The sequence below is a fragment of the Streptacidiphilus sp. PB12-B1b genome, from assembly GCF_014084125.1.
In the GTDB taxonomy this organism is placed as follows: Bacteria; Actinomycetota; Actinomycetes; order Streptomycetales; family Streptomycetaceae; genus Streptacidiphilus.
This window is the reverse complement of sequence record NZ_CP048405.1, coordinates 3,851,460-3,872,913: the sequence shown is the minus strand read 5'-3', so window position 1 is coordinate 3,872,913 and position 21,454 is coordinate 3,851,460. Positions and strand designations below refer to the sequence as shown.

General features: G+C 72.4%; 19 protein-coding genes. 11 read left to right on the top strand and 8 right to left on the bottom strand.

The window, feature by feature from the left end; genetic code table 11:
* Positions 1-58 precede the first annotated feature (58 nt).
* Positions 59-1,312: a PP2C family protein-serine/threonine phosphatase gene (locus GXW83_RS17230; protein WP_182443940.1), complete on the top strand. Its 1,254-nt coding sequence runs from the start codon at positions 59-61 to the stop codon at positions 1,310-1,312.
* A gap of 74 nt (positions 1,313-1,386) precedes the next feature.
* Here GXW83_RS17230 and GXW83_RS17225 read toward each other — a convergent pair whose 3' ends face one another.
* The gene (locus tag GXW83_RS17225) at positions 1,387-2,400 is read right to left on the bottom strand and encodes a sensor histidine kinase (protein WP_182443939.1); all 1,014 of its coding nucleotides are present in this window, start codon (positions 2,398-2,400) and stop codon (positions 1,387-1,389) included.
* Positions 2,397-3,287 (bottom strand): MEDS domain-containing protein, encoded by an 891-nt coding sequence (locus GXW83_RS17220; RefSeq protein ID WP_182443938.1) that lies wholly within the window; start codon positions 3,285-3,287, stop codon positions 2,397-2,399. The genes GXW83_RS17225 and GXW83_RS17220 overlap by 4 nt, the downstream gene beginning before the upstream one ends.
* 216 nt (positions 3,288-3,503) lie before the next feature.
* Between GXW83_RS17220 and GXW83_RS17215 the strand changes: the two genes are divergently transcribed.
* From GXW83_RS17215 to GXW83_RS17195, 5 genes are all read left to right on the top strand, one after another.
* Entirely contained in the window at positions 3,504-3,872 is a 369-nt protein-coding gene (locus GXW83_RS17215) for a hypothetical protein (RefSeq protein WP_182443937.1), read from the top strand.
* Between the two features lie 186 nt (positions 3,873-4,058).
* A complete protein-coding gene (locus tag GXW83_RS17210; protein ID WP_182443936.1) occupies positions 4,059-4,775 on the top strand; it encodes a DUF1345 domain-containing protein in 717 nt (238 codons plus the stop codon).
* Positions 4,776-4,878: 103 nt separating this feature from the next.
* Positions 4,879-5,298, top strand: a complete 420-nt coding sequence (locus GXW83_RS17205) for a phage holin family protein (protein ID WP_182443935.1) — start codon at positions 4,879-4,881, stop codon at positions 5,296-5,298.
* Positions 5,295-5,765, top strand: a complete 471-nt coding sequence (locus GXW83_RS34125; RefSeq protein ID WP_225447054.1) for a DUF3618 domain-containing protein — start codon at positions 5,295-5,297, stop codon at positions 5,763-5,765. The genes GXW83_RS17205 and GXW83_RS34125 overlap by 4 nt, the downstream gene beginning before the upstream one ends.
* Before the next feature lie 165 nt (positions 5,766-5,930).
* Positions 5,931-6,389 (top strand): SRPBCC family protein, encoded by a 459-nt coding sequence (locus GXW83_RS17195; RefSeq protein ID WP_182443934.1) that lies wholly within the window; start codon positions 5,931-5,933, stop codon positions 6,387-6,389.
* A gap of 123 nt (positions 6,390-6,512) precedes the next feature.
* On the opposite strand, the gene GXW83_RS35070 is transcribed toward GXW83_RS17195, so the two are convergent.
* Together GXW83_RS35070 and GXW83_RS17185 are read right to left on the bottom strand one after the other, a co-directional pair.
* The gene (locus GXW83_RS35070) at positions 6,513-8,858 is read right to left on the bottom strand and encodes a glycosyltransferase family 39 protein (protein ID WP_304940960.1); all 2,346 of its coding nucleotides are present in this window, start codon (positions 8,856-8,858) and stop codon (positions 6,513-6,515) included.
* A 235-nt stretch (positions 8,859-9,093) separates the two neighbouring features.
* Complete coding sequence (locus GXW83_RS17185) at positions 9,094-10,140, bottom strand: aldo/keto reductase (RefSeq protein ID WP_182443933.1); 1,047 nt, start codon at positions 10,138-10,140, stop codon at positions 9,094-9,096.
* Positions 10,141-10,212: 72 nt separating this feature from the next.
* Here GXW83_RS17185 and GXW83_RS17180 point away from each other — a divergent pair, with 72 nt between their 5' ends.
* The gene (locus GXW83_RS17180; protein WP_182443932.1) at positions 10,213-10,752 is read left to right on the top strand and encodes a TetR/AcrR family transcriptional regulator; all 540 of its coding nucleotides are present in this window, start codon (positions 10,213-10,215) and stop codon (positions 10,750-10,752) included.
* Between the two features lie 140 nt (positions 10,753-10,892).
* Here GXW83_RS17180 and GXW83_RS17175 read toward each other — a convergent pair whose 3' ends face one another.
* Both GXW83_RS17175 and GXW83_RS17170 read right to left on the bottom strand, forming a co-directional pair.
* A complete protein-coding gene (locus GXW83_RS17175; RefSeq protein ID WP_182443931.1) occupies positions 10,893-11,981 on the bottom strand; it encodes a 3D domain-containing protein in 1,089 nt (362 codons plus the stop codon).
* A 257-nt stretch (positions 11,982-12,238) separates the two neighbouring features.
* Complete coding sequence (locus tag GXW83_RS17170; protein WP_225447053.1) at positions 12,239-13,078, bottom strand: polysaccharide deacetylase family protein; 840 nt, start codon at positions 13,076-13,078, stop codon at positions 12,239-12,241.
* A 270-nt stretch (positions 13,079-13,348) separates the two neighbouring features.
* Between GXW83_RS17170 and GXW83_RS17165 the strand changes: the two genes are divergently transcribed.
* From GXW83_RS17165 to GXW83_RS17155, 3 genes are all read left to right on the top strand, one after another.
* On the top strand, positions 13,349-14,605 hold the full coding sequence (locus GXW83_RS17165; RefSeq protein ID WP_182443930.1) for an FAD-dependent monooxygenase: 1,257 nt from the start codon (positions 13,349-13,351) through the stop codon (positions 14,603-14,605).
* Positions 14,606-15,481: 876 nt separating this feature from the next.
* Positions 15,482-16,711, top strand: a complete 1,230-nt coding sequence (locus GXW83_RS17160; protein ID WP_182443929.1) for a hypothetical protein — start codon at positions 15,482-15,484, stop codon at positions 16,709-16,711.
* 14 nt (positions 16,712-16,725) lie between these two features.
* A complete protein-coding gene (locus tag GXW83_RS17155; protein WP_182443928.1) occupies positions 16,726-18,942 on the top strand; it encodes a tetratricopeptide repeat protein in 2,217 nt (738 codons plus the stop codon).
* Between the two features lie 295 nt (positions 18,943-19,237).
* On the opposite strand, the gene GXW83_RS17150 is transcribed toward GXW83_RS17155, so the two are convergent.
* Positions 19,238-19,714, bottom strand: coding sequence for a hypothetical protein (locus tag GXW83_RS17150; protein ID WP_182443927.1), 477 nt, complete (start codon positions 19,712-19,714; stop codon positions 19,238-19,240).
* Between the two features lie 31 nt (positions 19,715-19,745).
* Positions 19,746-20,045 (bottom strand): hypothetical protein, encoded by a 300-nt coding sequence (locus GXW83_RS17145; RefSeq protein WP_182443926.1) that lies wholly within the window; start codon positions 20,043-20,045, stop codon positions 19,746-19,748.
* 439 nt (positions 20,046-20,484) lie between these two features.
* Here GXW83_RS17145 and GXW83_RS17140 point away from each other — a divergent pair, with 439 nt between their 5' ends.
* Positions 20,485-21,447 carry an NADP-dependent oxidoreductase gene (locus GXW83_RS17140; RefSeq protein ID WP_182443925.1) on the top strand — a complete coding sequence of 321 codons (963 nt, stop codon included), beginning with the start codon at positions 20,485-20,487 and terminating at the stop codon, positions 21,445-21,447.
* Positions 21,448-21,454 lie beyond the last annotated feature (7 nt).

Genomic DNA, 21,454 nt, shown 5'->3' with positions numbered 1-21,454 from the left:
CGCGGGGCTGCGGAGCGGGAGGGTCTCGCCCCGGGCGCGGGGCGCCTTGGAGGACGGCATGGCGGCAGACCGCGCGGGAGCCCCGCTGGACTTCGCCGCGCTGTTCCGCGCCGTACCGGCCGCGTGCGTGGTGCTGGACCGGGAGCTGCGCATCGTCGCGCTGAACGACGCCTACGCCCGGGCCACCGGCCGCACCGCCGGTGAACTGACCGGGCGCGGCTTCTTCGACGCCTTCCCGCCCGAGCCGGGCGCCCCGGAACCGAGCGGCGCCGAGGTCCACCGCCGCTCGCTGGAAACGGTGCTCGCCACCGGCCTGCCGGACGTGCTGGTCCTGCTCCGCTTCGCCATCCCCGGGAAGGCCGGAGAACAGCTGGAGCCGCGCTGGTGGAACGTGGTGAACGAGCCGCTGGCGGACAGCTCCGGAAAGGTCGAGCTGATCATCCACCGCATCGACGACGTGACCGAGTTCGTCCGGGCGGAGCAGCAGCAGGACAAGGCGCCCGGCTCGGACGGCCGGGCGGCGCCGGGGCTGCGCTCGCAGGTCTACATGCGCGTCCGGGAACTCCAGGAGGCGCACGCCAGGCTGGAGGAGTCGGCCGCCTGGACCAGCGGCGTCGCGCTGGCCCTGCAACGCACCATGCTGTCCGCCCCGGACCTGGAGGCGCACCCGGAGATCGCGGTGCGCTACCGCCCGGCGCTGCAGGGGATGAACGCCTGCGGCGACTGGTACGACGTGGTGGACCTGCACGACGGCCAGCTCGGCCTGACCGTGGGCGACGTAGTGGGCCACGGGGTGGCCGCGGCCAGCGTCATGGGCATGCTGCGCAGCGCGCTCAGTGCGGCGATCCGGGTCGCCGACAGTCCCAGCGGGGCCCTGGAGACGCTGGGGCTGTACGCCCGCTCGCTGGAGGGCGCGATGGCCACCACCACCTTCGCCTGCCGGATCTTCCCGGTCAGCAGGCTGCTGACGTACAGCAACGCCGGCCATCCGCCGCCGGTCCTGATGCACCCGGACGGGACGTACGAGCTGCTGGACCGGGCCACCGATCCCCCGCTCGGCGCGCGCCCGGAGCACGTCCCCCGCCCCCAGGCCAGCACGGACTTCCGCACCGGCGACACGCTGGTGCTCTACACCGACGGGCTGATCGAACGCCGGGCCGAGGACATCGACGTCGGCCTGGCCCGGCTAGTGGACGCCGTACGGGAGCTGCGCGGTCAGCCCCCGGAGCAGCTGGCCGACAGCCTGCTCCGGGCCATGGCCGACCCGACCGGCCAGCACGACGACATCTCCCTGCTGATCGCCCGGCTCTGACCACCGGTCCGACCCGGCCCGGCCCGGCCTGCCTGCCGACGACGGCGCCGGTGCGCAGTGCGGGGCGGGCGCGGTCAGGGCAGGCTGAGCTGCACGCGCACGGTGGTCGTGCCCCGGTCGGCGACCACCTCGACCAGGTCGCACAGCTGGCGCACCGTCCACAGGCCGTGGCCGCGCTGCTGCTCCGGGCCGGGCGGCAGGTAGCCCAGGTACCAGTCGACGTCGCCGCCGCCGGGGTTGGTGACGTCGCAGACGATGCGGCGCCCGCTGCGGCGCACGGCCACCCGTCCGCCGGCGCCGTGCTGGACGGCGTTGGTGGCGACCTCGTTGACGGCAAAGACCAGCCGCCGCACGCCGCTGCCGGGCAGGCCCAGGGACGCGGCCTCACGGGCCACGAAGGCCCGTACCGGGGCCAGCTCGGCGCCGAAGCGGAGCGCGGCCCCGCCGCCGTCGGCGGGCGCCGGGGCGAGCCCGCGCGTCCAGGGGCCGGCTGCCGCGTCGGGCGCGGCATAGCGGTCGCTGGCGTGTGGGGCCGGGCCTGTCACCAGCTGCGGATGGGTGCGCCGGGCGCCGGCCACCACCTCATCCGGCAGCACCCGGGTGTCGTAGGGGCAGATGATCCACGCGGGGCAGTCGGCGAAGGCGACGTTGATCACCGACTCGTAGCGGGCCCACTCGGCCCGTTCCAGCGCGTCGCGGCCGTGCCACACCGGCTCGCCGATCACCCGCGTCCGGCGGGGCCGGTCACCGGCGGCGTGCCGGTCGACATAGCGGTGGTAGGCGCCCAGCGTGCGGCCCGGCGCCCGGTACCACTGGTCGGCGTCGACGAACTCGATGTCCTCGGCGGCGTCCTTCAGCGCCCGGCGCAGCAGGCCGATGTTGGCGTCGGTCGTCACCGCCAGGACCGCGTCGCCCTGCTCCAGGCCGTCGAGGCAGAACGGCACCGTGGCGTCCAGGAACGCCTCGTCGTCCCCGTAGACCAGGCCCTGGTGCACCAGGCCCCGGTGGACCCGTCCCCGGCGCGCCCGGCCCGGCACCGCACCGCCGCGCACCGCGCGCGCGGGGCGCCCGGTCGTCGTGCCGGTCATGCGGGCCCCTCCCCCGCGCTGACGGTCAGCGAGGGGTGCTCGTCCCAGCCGATCACGCTGACCACCTGGCACAGCATCGGCGCCAGCTCCACCACGTGCATCCGCCGCCCGGCCGGAAGCCGCTCGGCGGCGCGGGCCAGCGCCCGCATCCCGGCCAGGTCGATGAACTCCAGGGCGCTCATGTCCACCCAGACGTCCCCGGGCCAGCCCAGTACCGTCTCCAGCACCCCGGCCAAGGCCTCGGTGGTGCGGTAGTCCACCGTGCCCACCACCCGCAGTGCCCGCTGACCGGCCCGGAAGGCCGGCACCAGCCGCAGCGCGGCATCGCTGTACAGCGCGTCCAGCTCCACCGCGCCGGGGTGGCGGCGGTCGAACTCGTGCAGCTGCGCGGTGCCGAAGCGGCGGGCGTCGTACTGGCAGATCGCCAGGGCCGGGCGTCCGGCGAAGACCGCGTTCACCTTGGTCTCGTACGCGCCCAGCTGCTCCGCTCCGGGCACCCCGCGCAGCGCCCAGCCCATCTCACCGCTGACCCGCAGGCCGTTCCAGCCGGCCGCCAGGGCGTCGTGGACCTCCTGCTGCAGGGTGGCGACCATGGTGTCGGCGTCGAAGGAGCCGGCCGCCAGATAGCTGTCGTCGGCGGTGGTCACCGTCAGCTGTCCGCGCCCCAGCGCCGCGCCCGGGTCGGCCCCGGCCGCCTCCAGCCAGCCCAGCACCTGCCCCGGCTCGTTCAGGTCGGCGAAGTACAGCACCCGCTCGCCGCGCTGGAGGCCCGCCGCCAGGTAGGCGGTCACCACCCGGCGCTGCTCGGCGTCGTCGGCGAACGCGAGGCACAAATGATCGCCATGGCCCATGTCCTGGACCTGGCGTTCTCCGCCCTGTCGCGTCATCACCTCGACCACACGGCACTCACCGCGTCCATTCCCGGCCAGATCTCCTTCGTGGCGCCGCCGACATGTCTGGACCACTGTAGCGGTGTTCCGCTGCGGGACCCGTACGTCGGACCGCCCCGGACGGCGGTCCCGGAATCCCCGGCACGGTGAGGGATGGTCATGGCGTTCCGGGGCAGATCGTCGCCAGGAAGCCTGTCTGGGAAAGGAATTGCCGTGAAGGTCTTCGGTCGTGAGCCCGTGCTGTGGCTGTCGCTGCTGGCGATCATAGTAAAGGTCGGGAGCGCGGTGGTGTTCCACGCCTCGGGCGATCAGCAGGCGGTGGTCAATGCCGTCGCCGCCGCGCTCGCCGGTCTGGGCATGGCGTTGAGCACGCACGACGGGATCGCCGCGGCGGTCCTGGGGCTGGTGCAGGCGATGGTGGCTCTGGGGGTGGGCTTCGGGCTGCACTGGTCGCCGTCCGAGCAGGCCATGGTGATGTCCACCGCCGCTGCGGTGGTCGGGATGTTCACGCGGACGCAGGTCACCGCCCCGGTGCCGGCGACGGCGCTTCCCCGGCCGGCGGCGGCAGGTCGGCTCACCTGACGCCCGGCTGCCGGTGGCCCGGGCGCGGTCCCGGGCCGCGGCGGCCTCGCCCGATCACGCATGAGTCGCCCGGAGCAGGACAGGAGGATCTTCACAACAGCGATACCGGTCGTGCCAAGGAGGAGATCACGGACTCCCCGGAGTTCGACAGGATGATCACCGGCGGCCGACAGGAAGAAGCACGACATGGGTCACCCGCGCGAGGAAGCACGGACCAGGCATCCGCGCCACGAACGGCGCGGCGAGGCCCGGCTGCCCGCGGTGGCCGCCACGCTGGCGGCCATGGCGCTGTACGTGCTGCTGCCGCAGAACCTGCTGTTCGCACCGCGTTACGTCCTGCCCGCCCTGGAGCTGCTGCTGCTGGTCCCGCTGGTGGTGGTCAACCCCCGGCGGATGACCCGGCAGACCAGGATCTCCCGGGTGCTCTCGCTGGCGCTGGTGGCGGTGATCGCGGCCAGCAACCTGGTCGCGCTGGGCATCCTCGTCCACGACCTGGTCTCGGCCGGCGTGCAGAACGGCGACTCGCTGCTGGTGGCCGCCCTGCAGGTCTGGCTCACCAACATCATCGTCTTCGGCCTGGCCTACTGGGAGCTGGACCGCGGCGGCCCCGTCAGCCGCACCCAGGTGCCGCGCGAGGAACTCCCGCTGGCGGACTTCCGCTTCTCCCAGGACGAGAACCACGACACCGTGCAGGAAGTCGCCGACGGCTCCAGCATCACCACCGACTGGGTGCCCACCCTCACCGACTACCTGTACGTCTCGGTGACCAACTCGACCGCGTTCAGCCCCACCGACACCATGCCGCTGTCCGCCCGGGTCAAGCTCATGATGGGCGTCCAGAGCATCGCCGCCCTGCTCACCTCCCTGCTGGTGATCGCCCGCGCGGTCAGCATCCTGCACTGAGCGTCCGCGCTGACGGGCGCGGATCGTCGGCGGGCGGCCGAGTGAGGCCCCGGCAGGCGGGTAGTCGCCCTTCCTGGGACACGGAAGGATCAGTGACCGGCACATGGAACACCTGGAGCACACGGCGGCCCCACGGACCGACGACCCCTCGGCAGGGGAGCTGGTCTCCCGCGTCACCCAGCAGCTCTCGCAACTGGTACGCGAGGAAATGCAGCTGGCGCAGGCCGAGATGAAGGAGAAGGGCAAGCGGTTCGGTATCGGCGGCGGCCTGTTCGGCGCCGCGGGACTGCTGGCCTTCCTGGGCCTGGCGACCCTGGTCACCGCCGCCGTCATCGCCCTGGCGCTGGTACTGCCGTGGTGGGCGTCGGCGCTCATCGTCGCCGGCGTCCTGCTGCTGGTCGCCGCCGCGCTGGCGGCGGCCGGGAAGAAGGAAGTGGACCGGGCCTCGCCGCCCGTGCCCGAGCAGGCCCTCACCGGCCTGAAGGCCGACGTCACCACCATCAAGGAGAACGCGAAGCGATGAGCAACGACCCGAAGGCCGAGACCGGCAGCCCCTCCCCCGAGGAACTGCGTGAGGCCGTGGAGGAGACCCGCGGCGAGCTGGGACGCACGGTCGACCAGCTGGCGTCCAAGGCCGACGTGAAGCGCCGCGCCAAGGACCGGGCCGCCGAGCTCGGGGCCCAGGCTCAGGAGGCGGCCGCCGACGCGAAGAACCAGGCCCAGCAGGCCGCGGCCGACATGGCCCAGCGCGCCCGGGACACGGTGCGGGCGTCCGAGCCCGCGCGCGAGAAGGCCGCCGCGGTCGCCTCCAGCATCACCGACAGCGGCGCCGCGGCAGCCGCCAAGGTATGGGCCCGCACCCCGGAGCCGGTCACCGACGCCACCGAGGCCGCCGCCGGCGCCGTACGCCGCAACCCCGGCCCGGCGATCGCCGCGGCGCTGGTGGCGGCCGCGATCGCCTTCGTGCTGGTGCGCCGCGGACTCCGCTGACGGCACGGCCGGGGCCGGTGCTGCGTCGCCGCGGCCCGCCCCGGCCCGCCCCGGCCCGCCCTGGCGCAGGAAATCCCGCCCCTGCGTCTGTGCCGGATGACACCGCTGTTGCCGGGCAGGCGCAGAGAGACCCATTCGCCGCACGACAACAGACAGGAGCCGACCGTGAGCACAGTGAAGGAATCCGTCGAGGTCGCGGTGCCGGTCCACACCGCCTACAACCAGTGGACCCTGTTCGAGGAGTTCCCCCGGTTCATGGAGGGGGTCGAGGAGATCGTCCAGATCGACGACCGCCACAGCCACTGGCGCACCAAGGTCGCCGGCGCGTCGCGGGAGTTCGACACCGAGATCATCGACCAGCTGCCCGACGAGCGCATCGCCTGGCGCACCGTCGGCGGCGAGGCCAGCCAGCGCGGGCTGGTCACCTTCCAGCGCCTCGACGACGGGCACACCAAGGTCAACCTGACGATGGACTTCGAGCCGGAGGGCATGGTCGAGAAGGCCGGCGACATGCTCGGCGTCGTCGACCGTCGGGTCAAGGGCGACATGAAGCGCTTCAAGTCCTTCATCGAGGACAAGGGCATGGCCGAGGGCAGCTGGCGCGGCCGGATCACCCCGGCCTGACCGGCCCGACCAGCTTGGTAGTACCTGCCCACGGCAGGAGGAGAAGCGATCGGCGGGCGGGGCGCACCACAGCCCCGCCCGCCGACGCATGCCCCGACGCCCCTGCCGACGCCTCCGCCGACGTCAGGCCGGGGAACCGCACGCGTACAGGGTGCCGGTGCCCTCGCCTCCGGCGGACCGGAAGAAGCCCATCGAGGCTGACGCCGTGGCGGAGGCGGCGCTGACCCCGTAGCTGGTGGAGGGCGTCTCGGTGCAGTGGCTCCGCACCCAGCTGTCGATGGCGGTGACGGAACCGGTGCCCCCTCCCCCGCCCGCGCCGGGGAAGCCGCCCCGCGCGCCGCCGGAGATCAGCACGTACCGCAGCTGCCCGTGCCGGACCAGGGACTCGAAGGCGGTCAGCGAGGGCTGCGGGATGGAGCCGCTGAAGCCGCCCATAGGCATGATCGTGTCGCCGGTGGCCAGGATGTACGGGGACGCCGCGTTCCAGCCGTCCGTCGCCAGGACGTACCGCGCGCCCTTCTGCCGGGCCTTGACGTAGTCGTAGAGCTTGCGCTGGTCGGCGGTGAGCCGGGTGGTGACCGTACCGCCGGGCGTTCCGATGGTGCCCCTGGCCGAGGGCCCGGCGCCGGCGTCGAAGGCACTGCCGGAGTACTCGGGGTCGAGCACCGAGGCCGACCAGGCGACCGGGGTCAGCACCGCGCCGACCAGGGCGGCGGCGGCGCCGACGGCCAGGACCCGGGAGCGTGCCCGGCGCGGGGCCCTGCGCCACACCAGGGCGGCCAGCCCGACCAGTCCGGCGGCCAGGGCCAGCCAGCGCAGCCAGGGCAGGAAACCGGTCTCCGCGGAACTGAGGTACCAGCTCCACGCCGTCTCGGCGGCGACCGCGACCGGCAGCGCCCAGCCGCTGCGGGCGCCCTTGCGGTAGGCGTCCCACATCAGCACGCCGCCGGCCCCGGCCAGCGCCGCCAGCGGAGGCGCGAGCGTCGCCATGTAGGCGGTGTGCGGGATCGAACTCATCCTGCTGAACACCAGGCCGACGGTGACCAGCCACGTCCCCCACATCAGGTAGCCGCCGCGCAGCCGGTCGGTGCGCCCGGCCCTGCGCCGCCACCACAGGCCGAAGCCCAGTCCGACCAGCGCGAACGGGTACATCCAGCCGATCTGTGGTGCGAACCGACCCTGGAACAGCTTCAGCCAGCCCGAGCCGCTCATGCCGCCGAAGCCGCCGCCGTGCCCGCCGCCCGGCAGCGCCCGGCCCCCGGGAAAGGTGCCCCCGGCCCCGGAGCCGCCCGGCACACCGCCGCTCGGCACACCGGCGCCGCCCGTACCCGCCGATCCGGGCGTCCCGGCCTGGCCGGACGCTCCGCCCGGCCCGCCCGAAGCGGTACCGCCGCCCGGCGCGGAACCGGCTGCGCCTCCGGCACCCGCAGCCGACCCGGCCCCCGGGAAGCCGCCGGAGCCGCCTGCCTGAGCGCCGCTCGTCCCCCCGCCGGGGAAGCCGCCCGCACCGGAGGAGCCGCGCAGACCGGCCCCCGCGCCGCTGCCGCCGCCCGGCGCACCGCCGCCCATCCCGGCGACGGCCCCCGGTACGTGGATGCCGAAGCGCTCCAGCCCGTTGTAGCCGAAGACCATGGCCACCGCGCTGTTGTTGGTGCTGCCGTCCACGTACGGGCGGTCCCGGGCCGGTACCACGGTCATCAGGGCCACCCAGGACAGCGACACCGCCGCGCACACCGCCCCGGCCGCCAGCAGGTGCCCGAGCCTGCGCGGCAGCCGCACCGGCGCGGCCACCGCGTAGCCGACGGCGAGGGCGGGAAGGATCATCCACGCCTGCAGCATCTTGGCCTGGAAGCCGATGCCCACCCACACACCGGCGAGCAGCAGGGAGCGCAGCCGTGCGTCAAGGACCGCCCGCTGGTAGCAGTCGGCCGCCATGACCAGGCAGAAGACGAGGAAGCCGTCCTCCATGGAGTGCCCGAACATCGAGGCGGCCACCGGGGTGAAGGTGAACAGCCCCGCGGCGGCCAGACCGGCCCGGGGGCCGGACCAGCGGCGGACCACCCGGTACATCACCAGGACGCTGATCACGCCCTCGACGCACTGCGGCAGCGTCACCGCCCAGGCGTGGAACCCGAAGATCCGGGCGGACAGCGCCTGCGGCACGAAGGATCCGGCGATCTTGTCCGGCGTGATGGTCGCGCCCGGGTCCAACGCCCCGAACAGCAGCGCCTTCCAGCTGACCGACATGCTCTTGACCGCGTCGGAGTAGAAGTACGCGTAGCCGGAGGAGGTGATGTTCCAGGTGTACAGCACCGCTGCCACCACGGCGACGGCCAGCAGCGCCGGCCTGGCCCAGCCGGGCTGCCCGGCCGGGGAGCGCCAGAAGCGCCAGGCCGGACGCCACCTGCGGCCGTCCGGGCGGGGGGTACCGGAGGAATCCCGTAGGGAATCCTCGACGATCGCAGACAAGGCGAACTGCCTCCGGGGAGAACCGAATGCGCCGGCGGGACGGCGGGCAAGGGGACATGACCGCTGCGGGAGGTGCGGGCCGGACGCGCGTGGCGCTGACGGCCCTTGGTGGTCCACCGCTCGATCGTGGCGAGCACGCCTGTGAAACCGCCATGAATTCGGTCACGAAGCGGTTGCAGCCGCCGCCGGTGGGCTGACCGAGCCACGGGCCGTGCGATGACCGGATGACGGTGTTTCAGATGACGGGGACGGCCGGAGCTTCGAGGAGCGTGCGGTCGCCGTCGATGCCGTGGCCCAGCGCGGCCGTGACGTCCTCGTGCGGTGTCCCCATGCGCACGGCGCTGACCTGGTCCAGGCGGTGGTGGTGCTCATCGCTCAGTTCGAGGTGGAGGGAGCCGAGGTACTCCTCCAGCTGGGTCAGCGAGCGGGGGCCGACGATCGGGACCAGGGCGGTGCGGGCCAGCGCGGCCCGGCGCAGCAGCCAGGCGAGGGAGACCCGGGTCGGGCTGGCGCCCGCCTCCTCGGCGACGGCCAGGACGGCGTCGACGACGGCGCTGCGCTGAGCGGTGCCCTCGACGGCGTCGCCGCGCGCACTCAACCGGCCCTGCTCGCCCAGCCGGTACTTGCCGGTGAGCAGCCCTCCGGCCAGCGGGGAGTACAGGAGCGCGCCCAGCCCGTGGGCCTGGGCCATCGGCAGCAGCTCCCGCTCGGCGGACCGTTCGGCCAGGCTGTACTCGGTCTGGATGCCGACCAGCGGGGCCAGGCCGCGCAGGTCGGCCCGCACAGCGGCACCGGCGACCCGCCACGCGGGGAAGTTGGAGAGCGCGCCGTGCAGGATCTTCCCGGAGCGGATCAGGTCGTCGAACCCGGCCAGGATCTCCTCGAGAGGGGTGGTTCCGTCGGGGAAGTGCGGCATGAAGACGTCGACGTAGTCGGTGTCCAGGCGGCGCAGACTGGCCTCCAGGGAGCGGACCATGGTCTTGCGGCTGTTGCCGGTCGTTCCCGGTCGGGGCCGGCTCTGCCGCGTCCCGCTGTACTTGGTGATCACCACGAAGTCGTCGCGCCGGCTGCCGAGCAGCCCACCGAGCACGGTTTCGGCCTGTCCGTCCTGGTAGAGGTTGGACGTGTCGAACGTGGTGCCGCCTGCGGCGACGAAGGCGTCGAAGATCTGCCGCGCGCCCTCGGGTCCGGCGCTGGCGGCCGACGTCCCGAAGTTCGCTGTGCCCAGGGCGTACTGCGACACGCGCAGTCCGGTCAGACGGCCGAAGGTGAGGTAGCGCATGGCAGCTCCTGAAAGGTGGTCGTGCGGTAAGATCACCCACTGTAGCAAGTAAAACGAGGGGTCGCTCTTTTTATGCCCAGGGTCAGTCAGGCGCACCTTGACGCTCGCCGCCAGCAGATCGTGGACGCCGCCCGTGCCAGGTTCGCCAGCCACGGCTTCGCCCGCACGTCCATGGCCGACATCGTCACCGAGTCCGGGCTCTCCAACGGAGCCATCTACCGGTACTTCACCAGCAAGGACGAGATCGTCGTCGCCGTCTGCGAGCAGGGCAGCGAGGCGCTGCCGAAGGCGCTCACGGCCGAGGCCGTCGAGGGCTTCCTCGAGCGGGTACGCGCTCTGGCGCGCGAGACGGACCATGCCCGGCTGGTGGCCCAGATCTATGCCGAGGCCGCGGTGTCGCCGTCGCTGGCTGCGGTCGTGCGGCAGCAGCTCTCCGCCATGCGGGCCGCAATCGCCGCCTTGGTGCCCGACCGTCGGCGTGGGCGGGCCGAGGAGATCGCCGAAGCGTTCGTGGCCATCAGTGGCGGCTACAACCAGCAACTGGCCGTCCGCGGCGACGTGGACCCTGCCCCCTTCGCCGCGGCGCTGATGGCGATCGTCAACGGCGTCTGACCGCGCAGCGGCGGCCCGGCCCGGACGCGGCGGGGTGCTCGACCGCGCGCTGACGCACACGCAGTCGAGCACCCCGCCTGCATCCCGTTGATCCCGAAGGACCGAGGCAGCCCGGGACCGCTGCCGTTCCAGCCGCAGGCTCAGCCGCAGGCTCCGTCGGCGGTCCACACGGCCCAGGAGGTCGGGGCGCCCGGGACGGCGCCGGTCGACCCGAAGGTCGCGGTGTAGTTCGCGCCGCTGTAGGAGACGACGGCGCCCCGCGCGTAGGTGGTGGACGCGCTCCAGGCCGCTGCGCAGGTCCCGCCGGTCGTGGGCGAGGCGGAGGCACTGGCCGAGGGGGACGGTGTCACGGTCGGAGTCGGGGTGGGCGTGACCGTCGGAGTGGGCGTGGGCGTCGGCGTGGGCGTCGGGCTGGAGGAGGCCGATGCCGAGGGGGTCGGTGCGGCTCCACCCGCGTAGGGGTTGGCGATCACCGTGACCGTCTTGTCCTGCACGCCCCAGTTGTTCGCCTGCGCGTCGGGCAGCCAGACGTCGACGGTGTCGTTCTGGATCCAGGTGCCGAGGTCGCCCGCGTAGCAGGTGCCGTACCCCGGAATGGTGAAGTACGTGCCCCACGGAATCACCCGCGGGTCGGTGGCGCAGACGCCGAGCTGGGCGTTGTAACCGGAGGCCGTCTGGCCGGTGTTGTCGTACGAGGTGACCATCATCGGGATCTGGGTTCCGACCGCGACGTCGCCCGCACCGGGCGCGAGCGTCCCGTCCGCGCCGAGCCAGTAGGGCACGGAGAGTTGGCCGAGCGAGGCGTCCGAGTTGCTGGTGTCGTACATGGCCACGACGTCATAGGACGCGCCCTGGCAGGGTGCGGTGTCGGTGACGGTCAGCGGGCCGGTCTGACCCCAGTAGCTGATGTAGCCGATGTCCACTCCGTCGCGCCACACCTTGTAGGCAACGGCGTTGGGCACCGGGCTCACGGTGACGGTGACCTGTCCGTTCACCAGCGAACCGGTGATCGTGGGAGCGGCCGGCCGGGTGGAGAAGTTCACGGCGGAGGCGGTCTGCAGCGGTGGCACCCAGGGCGTGGTGGTGCGGGGCGGCGGAGTGATCCCGGACGCCCAGAACGGACAGGCGGGCAGCGAACTCGCCGCCTCGGCCTGCCGGGCGGCCGTGACATGGGCGGAGGCGGGCGACCCGAGCAGCAGGGTGCAGACGGCGACGGCGGCCGTGGCCATCGCGGCGAACCATAACCGCGTGCGGGTGGGGAGTGGAGGCATGGGGGTGCTTCCTTCTCGACGGGATGTGGGGGAACCCGTGGGGTGCCATGGCAGGGACACCGTGAGGCTGTGCGGCTCAGTGAACTTGACCCCGCAGTCGCCGTCAAGGGGTCTAGACCACTATCGTCTAGACCAATCCCGGCGCGGCCCGCCCCCGCTTCTCACCCCGTTCGCCGTCGTAGCCGCCCGCAACGGCACGGGCCCCCGGCCTAGGGCTACTTGTACACCAGCCCGGGCTGCGGCTTTCCGGGCGCGAGCAGCTGGGAGACGGTGACGAAGGTGTAGCCCTTGGCCTGGAGCGCGGAGATGATGCCCGGGAGCGCGGCCACAGTGCCGTTGTAGCCGTGGTTGGTGGGGTCGACGTGGTCGTGCAGCAGGATGATCCCGTCGGGTTTGGTCTGGCCGAGGATCCGCTGGGTGATCAGCGCCGGGTCGGTCGTCTCGAAGTCCGAGGCGGTGGCCGTCCATTCGACCTCCGCCATGCCGAGATCGCGGCAGACCGCGGTGATCGCGTCGCTGGTGCGGCCCTGCGGCGGGCGCAGCAGCCCGGGCACCTCGCCGGTCACCTGCTTCACGGCGGCCCGTCCCTGGACGATCTCCTTGCGGACGTCGTCCTTGCTGATGCTGGTCAGGATCTGGTGGTCCCAGGTGAGCGTCTCCATCTCGTTGCCCTGCGCGGCCATGGCCTTGGCCGTCGCCGGGTACTTCATGACGTTCTGGCCGATGGTGAAGAAGGTGGCGTGCACGTGGTAGGTCCGCAGGATGCTCAGGATCTGCGGCGTGCGGATGCTCGGCCCGGTGTCGAAGGTGATCGCCACGCACTTCGCCCTGCGGCAGTCGACCGGGCCGTTCGGGCCCTGCGCGAACGCCGCCGCGGCGCCCGTGGCCGGAGTCTGCTTCCTGGCCGTGGCCGGGGAGGTCGCCTGGTAGCCGTTGCATCCGGACAACCCCAGGGCCAGCGCAGCCGCGACCACGGCGACGACCGAGCGGCGGGAGTGGAGCGCCGTAGCCGCGTTCCGCCGGGCAGCACGGATGGTCGAGGCAAGATGCGGCACCGTGCGGCTCCTGGTGGGTGTGGCTGGTCCATGGTCGGAGTTCTCGGTCAACAACCTAGCCCGTGGCGGATCACGGCTCGACAGCGGCTCACCCCGGCGTCCGGCGCCGGCGGCTCCGGCCCAGCCGACGAGGCACCGCCGCCGCAACCGACCGTCCGCACCCGTACCGCCGTCCGGGGCAACCTCGCTCCGACTCCGCGCGCCGTGCTGCCACTGTGCGTCGACTCCCTGTTACCTGGAGTGAATTTCACTGTCTCGGTGGGGATTTCCATGCGGATCGTGTGCGTTGGCGGCGGCCCGGCCGGCCTCTACTTCTCGATCGTGATGAAGCAGCGGCACCCGGACTGCGACATCACCGTCCTGGAGCGCGAGGCCCACGGCTCCACCTACGGCTGGGGGGTGACGTACTGGGGCACCCTGCTCGCCCGCCTGCGCCAGAACGACCCGCCGAGCGCCGAGGCGATCCGCGGCGCCTCGGTGCGCTGGGACGAGGGCGTGGCCCACATCCGCGGCGGGACGACCACGCACCGCTCGGACGAGGCGTTCGGCATCGGACGGCACCGGCTGCTGGAGATCCTCTCCGCACGCGCCGCCGAACTGGGCGTCCGCGTCGAGTTCCAGCGCGGGGTGGACAGCCTGGACCAACTGCCCGAGGCCGATCTCGTCGTCGCCGGCGACGGCGTCAACAGCCGGATCCGCCAGCTGTACGCGGAGCACTTCGGCACTGCTGTGACCGAAGGCCGGAACCGGTACGTCTGGTTGGGCACGAGCAAGGTCTTCGACTCCTTCACCTTCTCCTTCGTGGAGACCCCGCACGGCTGGATCTGGTTCTACGGCTACGCCTTCAGCGGCGAGACGAGCACCTGCATCGTCGAGTGCTCCCCCGAGACCTGGTCCGGGCTCGGCCTGGACCGGCTCGGCGACGAGGAGGGCACCGCTCTGCTGGAGCGACTCTTCGCCGCCCAACTCGACGGTCACCCGCTGCTCCGGCAGGCCACCGGTACCGGCGCGCAGTGGCTGAGCTTCCGGACGCTGACCAACCGGAGCTGGCACCACGGCAATGTGGTCCTGCTCGGGGACGCGGCCCACACCACGCACTACTCCATCGGCGCCGGAACCGTCCTGGCCCTGGAGGACGCCATCGGGCTCGCCGAAGCACTCTGCGAGCAAACGGAGTTGAGCGCCGCTCTGGCCGCCTACGAGCGCGGACGCCGGTACGCCATCCTCTCCACGCAGAGCGCGGCCCGCTACAGCGCCCGCTGGTACGAGAACATCCACCGCTACGCCCGGCTGACGCCCGATCAACTCTTCGCGCTGCTCGGCCAGCGCCACTCCCCGCTGCTGCCGTACCTCCCGCCACGGCTGTACTACCGGCTGAACCGAGCGGCGGAGTCCGCCACCGTTCTGCGTCGGCTGCGCGCCCGCCTCGGACACCGCCTCGCCCGCTCGCTGCACGCCCGACAGCAGCCCACGGACGCGGTGAGCGGCACGCCCGCCGTGGCGGCCGACAGCCTGACCCCGAACTGACCTGCACCTGGCAGAAGTTGTGGCCACCGAGTGGTTGACGGCCCCGGCGCGGCATGGAAATCTACAACCCTGTCCGACATTGAAGAGCAGCAGCACCATCTGCACCACAGCACCGGCACACGCACCTGCAGGGCGGGCCCGGCTCGGACCCGGGGACCGGTAGCAAGAACGCGCACTCACGGGGGGACTGCGGCGTCGGCGCGCACAGCGGCGCTCCGCCGGTAGCCGACTCCTCCGTGCCCCGCTGAGTTCGGCCGCTTTCATGTCGGCCGGGCGGAGCGATTCACCCGCGCCCGGGCCGGCCGGAACAGTCGGCCGCCTCGGCATGCGGGGCATTCCATCGCGTGGGCGATGCGATTCCGGGAACGCACCCGCGCTTCTGCGCGCGGTCACGGGATTGTGCCCGGTTATCGGCCCGGGGAAAAGCCCGACCCAGATTTTGTTCATTGTTGAATTACTGGGTGCGGGCTTTCCCCTGCCCTGCGAGTGGTAATCACCGGCGGTGAGTAATGCTTTCGGCATGCCCGGGTAACCCCGCCCCAATCGCCGCTCCTCGTCCGGGAAAACCGATCCGGTTCCACCCATTGACATGGCCGCGAAATCTCTCCGACTATATGCGTGGCGCCGCCGGGAAATACGCTGAAATATTCCCGGGGACTCCACTTTCCGCACATCTCGTCAAAGCCGAGCTTCCGGAAGGGGGTGCACACCATGAAGAAGGTCGTCGTCCGCAAGGCAGGCCCTGTCCGCCTGACCAGCACGGTCCGTCCGCTGTACGTCTGCGGCTGTCCCGTCGTCGTCGCCTAGTTGCGCAGCTGGGCCGGTCGCAGCGCGCGGTGGCCGGCCCAGCACCGATGAACCGAACCGAGGAGCGGTATGTCTTCCCCTGGTGACGGCGCGGCCGCTGGGCCGGACCTGGACCGCCCCCTGCCGCTGTACCCCCTGGTCTACCTGGAGGAAGGCGACGAGGTCACGGTCGGCCGGCTGGACACCGACTCCTACGCCGTCTTTCCCGCCGACGGCGCGCAGTTGCTGCGGAGCCTGGCCGACGGCGTCCCGCCCCGGGAGGTCGCCCGCTCCTACGAGGCCGCCAACGGCGAGAGCATCGACATGCTCGACCTGCTCTCCACCCTCGACGATCTGGGCTTCGTCCGGGCGGCGAGCGACCCGGCACCCGCCGCGAGCGCCGCCCCGGTCCGCTGGCAGCGGCTCGGCCAAGCGGTCTTCAGCAGACCGGCCCTGGCCTGCTACCTGCTGATCGCCGTCCTGGGCACGGTGGAGACCATCCGGGTGCCGCAGCTCGCTCCCCGCCCCGGCGACCTGTTCTTCACCTCGTACTTCTCCCTCATCGAACTCACCCTCTACCTCGGCCAGATCCCCTTCCTGCTGGTACACGAAGGCTTCCACGCCCTGGCCGGGCGACGCCTGGGCATCCCGTCCAAGCTGAGGATCAGCCACCGGCTGATGTTCGTCGTGCTGGAGACCTCGCTGGACGGCCTGGTCGCCGTCCCCCGCCGCAAGCGCTACCTGCCGATCCTGGCCGGCATGCTCGCCGACGTGCTGGTCGCCGCGCTGCTCACGCTCGCCGCCGACGCCACCCGCAGCGCGGACGGCGCACTCCCCTTCGCGGGCCGCCTCTGCCTCGCCCTCGCCTACGCCACCCTGCTGCGCCTGGTCTGGCAGGCCTTCCTCTACCTGCGCACCGACGTGTACGTCCTGCTGTGCACCTTCCTGCACTGCCAGGACCTGCACGGCACGGCCGGCGGCCTGCTCCGCAACGCCGTCCGCAGGGTGCTCGGGCGCCCGCTGCTGGACGAGTCCGCCTGGCACCCCTCCGACCGCCGGGCGGCCCGCTGGTACGTCTGGCTGATGGTCGCCGGATACGCCCTCACCCTCGTGCTGTTCGCGGAGGTGGCCCTCCCGGTCGGATACCGCATCGTCGCCGGGGTGTTCGACCGCTTCACCGAACACGCCCGGCTCGGGCCGCTGCTCGATTCCACCCTGCTGCTGGCGCTGACCGTCGGACAACTGCTCGCCGCAGGCGTCATCGCCGTCCGCGACCGCCGCCGCGCGCGTCCCCCTGCCCCTGTGACCGTCCTCGGATGAAAGGCCGCCCCAGCATGAGCACGACCGAGCAGCGCCACCACTGGATCGTCGCCCCCGACGCCGCGTCCCGGACCGCCGCCCACGAGCGGCTGGCCCTGCCGCCCGTGCTCGCCGCCGTCAGCGCGGACCGCCGCCTGCGCGGCCCGTACACCGCGGCCGGCAGCCTCCTGCGCGCCCTGGTCGCCGACGCACTGGTCCGCTGCCCGGCGGCGGTCGCCCGGCACGACATCGAAATCCTCACCGTGGCACCGGAGTTGAAGGGCTCCGTACCGGCCTCCCGGGAGACCCTGACCTCCCTGGCCGCGCCCAGGGAGCGCACCCGCTTCTACGCGCGGCTGCGCACCCTGCGGATCGCCCACGGCCTGGTCGAGTTCCTCAACCGGTACACCGCCACGCTCGGCGACGGGCCGCGCACCCTGGTCGTGGACGCGGCGCAGCACGCCGACCCGACCGACCGGGAGTTCCTGGCCGTCCTGCTGCGGCGCGCCGATCCGGCCCTGCTGGTCGTCGTCGTCACCACCGACAGCGACAGTCTGGACGAGCCGGAAGACCCGCTGGCCTCCCCGGACACGCTGCTGACCCGGGCCCTGGGCGAGTACTGCGTCCGTAGGGCGGACCCCGTGCGAGGCGAGGAGCCGGGCGGCGATCAGGGACTTGCGCAGCGGGTCGGCGCGGCGGACTACGTCAGCAGCGACGGCACCCACGAGAATCCGCGCGCGCTGGCGGCCTACCAGGCGCTGGAACCGGGTGCGCGTGCCCGGCTGCACGACGCGCGCCGCGCCGAGTTGGAGGCCCTGGACGAGACCTCGCTGCGGCTCGGCGCAATCGTCTGGCACGCCGAGCAGGGCAGCGATCCGGCCGGTACGGGCGCCGACGCGGCCGCCCACGCCCTCAACTACTGCATGGACTTCGGCTTCTACCATGCCGTCGTCGACTACGGGGTCCGCGGGCGGGCGCTGGTCGGCTACGACCAGAACCCGGACCACTGGTGGACCTTCACCAGCAAGCTGGCCATCGCCTTCTCCGCCCTCGGCCTGTCCGACGAGGCGCTGCCGCTGCTGGACGACGCGCGGGCGGTCAGCACGGAGCCGGAGATCCACCTGCAGGCGGCGTACGCCACCGCCATGCTCTACACCCGGCACCTGGACGCCGAACGCAAGGACCACCACCTGGCGCGCGGCTGGATCAACGAGGCCATCGCCTTCGCCAAGGCGCTGCCGGACCCGAAGGAGCGGGCCATGCGCACCGCCTTCAACCGCAACGGCCTGGCCCTGATCGAGACCCACCAGGGCCGCCCGCAGGCCGCCCTGGCCCTGCTGGACCAGTGCATCACCAGCCTGGACAGCTCCCTGGAACCGCACGAGCACGCCCTGCACCGCTCCGTCCTGCGCCACAACCGGGCCCAGGTCAACGCCGGTCTGCGCCGCTACGACGATGCCGTCGCGGACTACACGACGGTGATCGCGGCCGACCCCAACTACGCCGAGTACCATTTCGACCGGGGCGTCACGCTGCGCGGCGTCGGGCAGTTGGAGGAGGCGCTGACCGACTTCGACGCGGCGATCCGGCTCTCCCCGCCGTTCGTCGAGGCGTACTACAACCGCGCCGACGTACGATCCGCCCTCGGCGACGTCGAGGGCGCCGTCGCCGACTTCGGCTATGTCATCGAGCTCGACCCGGCGTTCGCCGACGCCTACCTCAACCGGGCAAGTCTGCACGCCGATCTCGGTGAGACCGACGCCGCCGCAGACGACGTCCGGGCCGGGCTGGCGGTAGCCGCCGACCACGCCGGCCTGCTGACCCTGTCAGGCCAACTGCACGCCGCCGCAGGGCGACCGGCCGATGCGCACACGGCGTACACGGCCGCGCTCGACGCCGACCCGCAGTTCGCCGCGGCCTGGGCCGCACGCGCCGAACTCGCCTACGAGCAGGGCGATCTGGCCGCCGCCATCGCCGGTCTGGAACATGCTGCCGAGCTCAGTGACGAACCGGGCATCGCCTTCAACCTGGCCGTGGCCCTGCACGACGGCAGCCGCTTCCAGGAGGCCGTCGACCGGCTCAGCGCCGTCATCGAGGAGACCGGCGACCCCTCGGCCCAGCTGCGCCGCGCCGCCTCCCTGCTCGCCCTGGGCCGCGCCGCCGACGCCCGCACCGACGTACGCCAGGCCCTGGAGGCCGACCCCGGCCTGACCGACGAGGCCACCGACCTCGTCCCCGAACTGATCGCCTGAGTCGGCGTCTCTGCGACGATTCCCCGGATATTGCCCGCCCTGTCCGTCCGGTCTCCGCAGCGCATTCGGAATCCGCCGTTCCCTGCCGAAGGCGACAGCTGAAACCCGGCCCCGGGCGTATACCGCCGTGCCATTTTCTCGAGGACGCCTCGAAATGCGATCGCGGCGGCCCGCCGGACCGGAAATGGAGCTGACTGGGGCACGACGACGTCAGCCCGGCGCGCAGAAGCGTGCCGGGCTGACGCCTTTCGATGCCGTTCTCCTACTGGGGTGCCGGTCCCGGAGGGGAACGGCGTCAGTCGGTACCGCTCTCGGTCGCCGCCGAGCCGACTGCCACGGCCACCTCCTCGGGGGTGGTGCGGGGGTTGCTCACCAGGTTCCCGAGGTCGTCGTCCACGGTGACCGTGGTGACCACCTGCGGGCAGCGGTGGCATGCCTCCACGCCGGACTGGCGCCACCACTGGCAGTTGGGCCTGAGGTGGCAGCGGGGCACGGACGCGGAGTCCGCCTGCGCCGGGAGGGCCGCCACCCGGTCCATCAGCGTGCAGTGGCTGCCCTCCCGGTTCCCGCATCCGGAGACGCAGTGGGAGGCGAACCTGAGGACCCGGGTGGGAGAGATGTCCTCCGGTACCAGGCTCAGCGCGTCCCGGGCCGGGATCGGCGCCGCGAGGTAGGTCAGCTGGCCCGGGGTCGCGTGCACTCCCAGGACAACGGACTCCGCCGCGTCCGCCCTGCCGCTCGGACACCACGTCATTGTGTCTTCACTGTCCACGGCTCCCCGCTCCTTCCGGTGCCGTCGTCCGTCAGGCGGAGAAGTAGCCGACAGGGCCGGTGCTGAATTCCGGGAGCTTGACGTTGGAGAGCACGTCGGATGCCAGGCCCACGGGGTGGGTGGCCAACTGCGGGGCGGCGTTGCTCCGCTCCGCGGTCACGGCCTGCTGGATTCCCTCCTTCAGCTGGGCGATCGAGGTGATCCGCGTCTGAGCGGCTCTGTGCGTCGCGGCCGGCGCGGTCTCCGCCGAGGCCACGCCGGTGCCGGCGATGCCGGCGGCAATGATCACGCCGACGGCGGTCGCCGCCCGTGCACCACGCTTGCTGTCCATTGCTTCCTCCGATTGCTCGATGTGCTCGGATTGCGTGCTGTGTACAGATCAGACCAGTACGGATCCCGCGAGTAAAGAGTGCGGATGGACATCCTTTGGCTCTTTCCCGACCATATGACGTAGCGTCACCAAGGCTTTGTACAAAGAGAATTCGCTGAACGCGCGCGACAGCCCTCCGCCGGGGGCGGATGCCGCCGGGGGCGAGCGTGACGGACACGTTCGCATGGGGGTTCCTCGCGGCAGCCGCGGGCCGACCCGACACCGCCTCGGGACACACCCATATGCATTAGCAGCAATATACTTATTGCTATAGCATCGAGGGACGGGGCGGACCAGCCCTGCGGGGCCGTGCTCCACCGGCTCCGGACTGCCGCGCCCCACGTCAGGCCCCTGCAAGCAGCCGACGACGAACCGCTCCGCCGTCCCCAGAGGAGTTGTCATGAGCAACCAGGCCCAAGCCGTCCGCTTCGACCAGTACGGCGACCGCAGCGTGCTGTACATCGCCGACATCCCCATGCCCCAGCCGGCCGCCGGAGAAGTCCTGGTCGAGGTGCGGGCCGCGGGGATCAACCCCGGCGAGGCCTCCATCCGGTCCGGCGCCCTGCACAGCCGGTTCCCCGCGACCTTCCCGTCCGGCCAGGGCAGCGACCTCGCCGGTGTCGTCACCGCCGTCGGAGCGGGCGTCACCGACTTCACGATCGGCGACGACGTGCTGGGCTACTCCTGGCAGCGCTCCAGCCACGCCACCCACACCGTCGTTCCGGTGACCCAGCTGATCCACAAGCCGCAGGCGCTCAGCTGGACCGCTGCCGGCAGCCTGTACGTCGCCGGCTGCACCGCCTGGGCGGCGGTGGAGGCAGTGGCCCCCAAGCCCGGCGAGACCGTCGCCGTCTCCGGCGCGACCGGCGGTGTGGGCACCATCGCCGTCCAACTCCTCGCCCTGCGCGGTGCGCACGTGCTGGGCATCGCCTCATCGGCCAACGCCCCCTGGCTGACCGCCCACGGCGCCGTCCCGGTCCCCTACGGCGACCGTCTCGCCGCAGACCTCACGGCAGCCGCACCCCGGGGGGTCGACGCCTTCATCGACCTGTTCGGGCCCGAGTACGTCCAACTCGCCGTCGACCTGGGCATCCCGCCGGAGCGGATCGAGACGATCATCTCCTTCGAGAAGGCGGCACAGTACGGCACCAGAACGGCCGGTAGCGCGGAGGGTTCCAGTCGGGAGGTGCTCGCCGAGCTGGCCGCCCTGGCCGCCTCAGGGCAGCTCGACATCCCGATCGCCGCCACCTACCCGCTCGACCGCGTCCGCGACGCCTACGCCGCGCTCGAGGAGCGCCACACCCGCGGCAAGATCGCGCTCATCCCCACCACCGACAACTCCGCGCCGCACAGCGGCGACTGACCCCGGC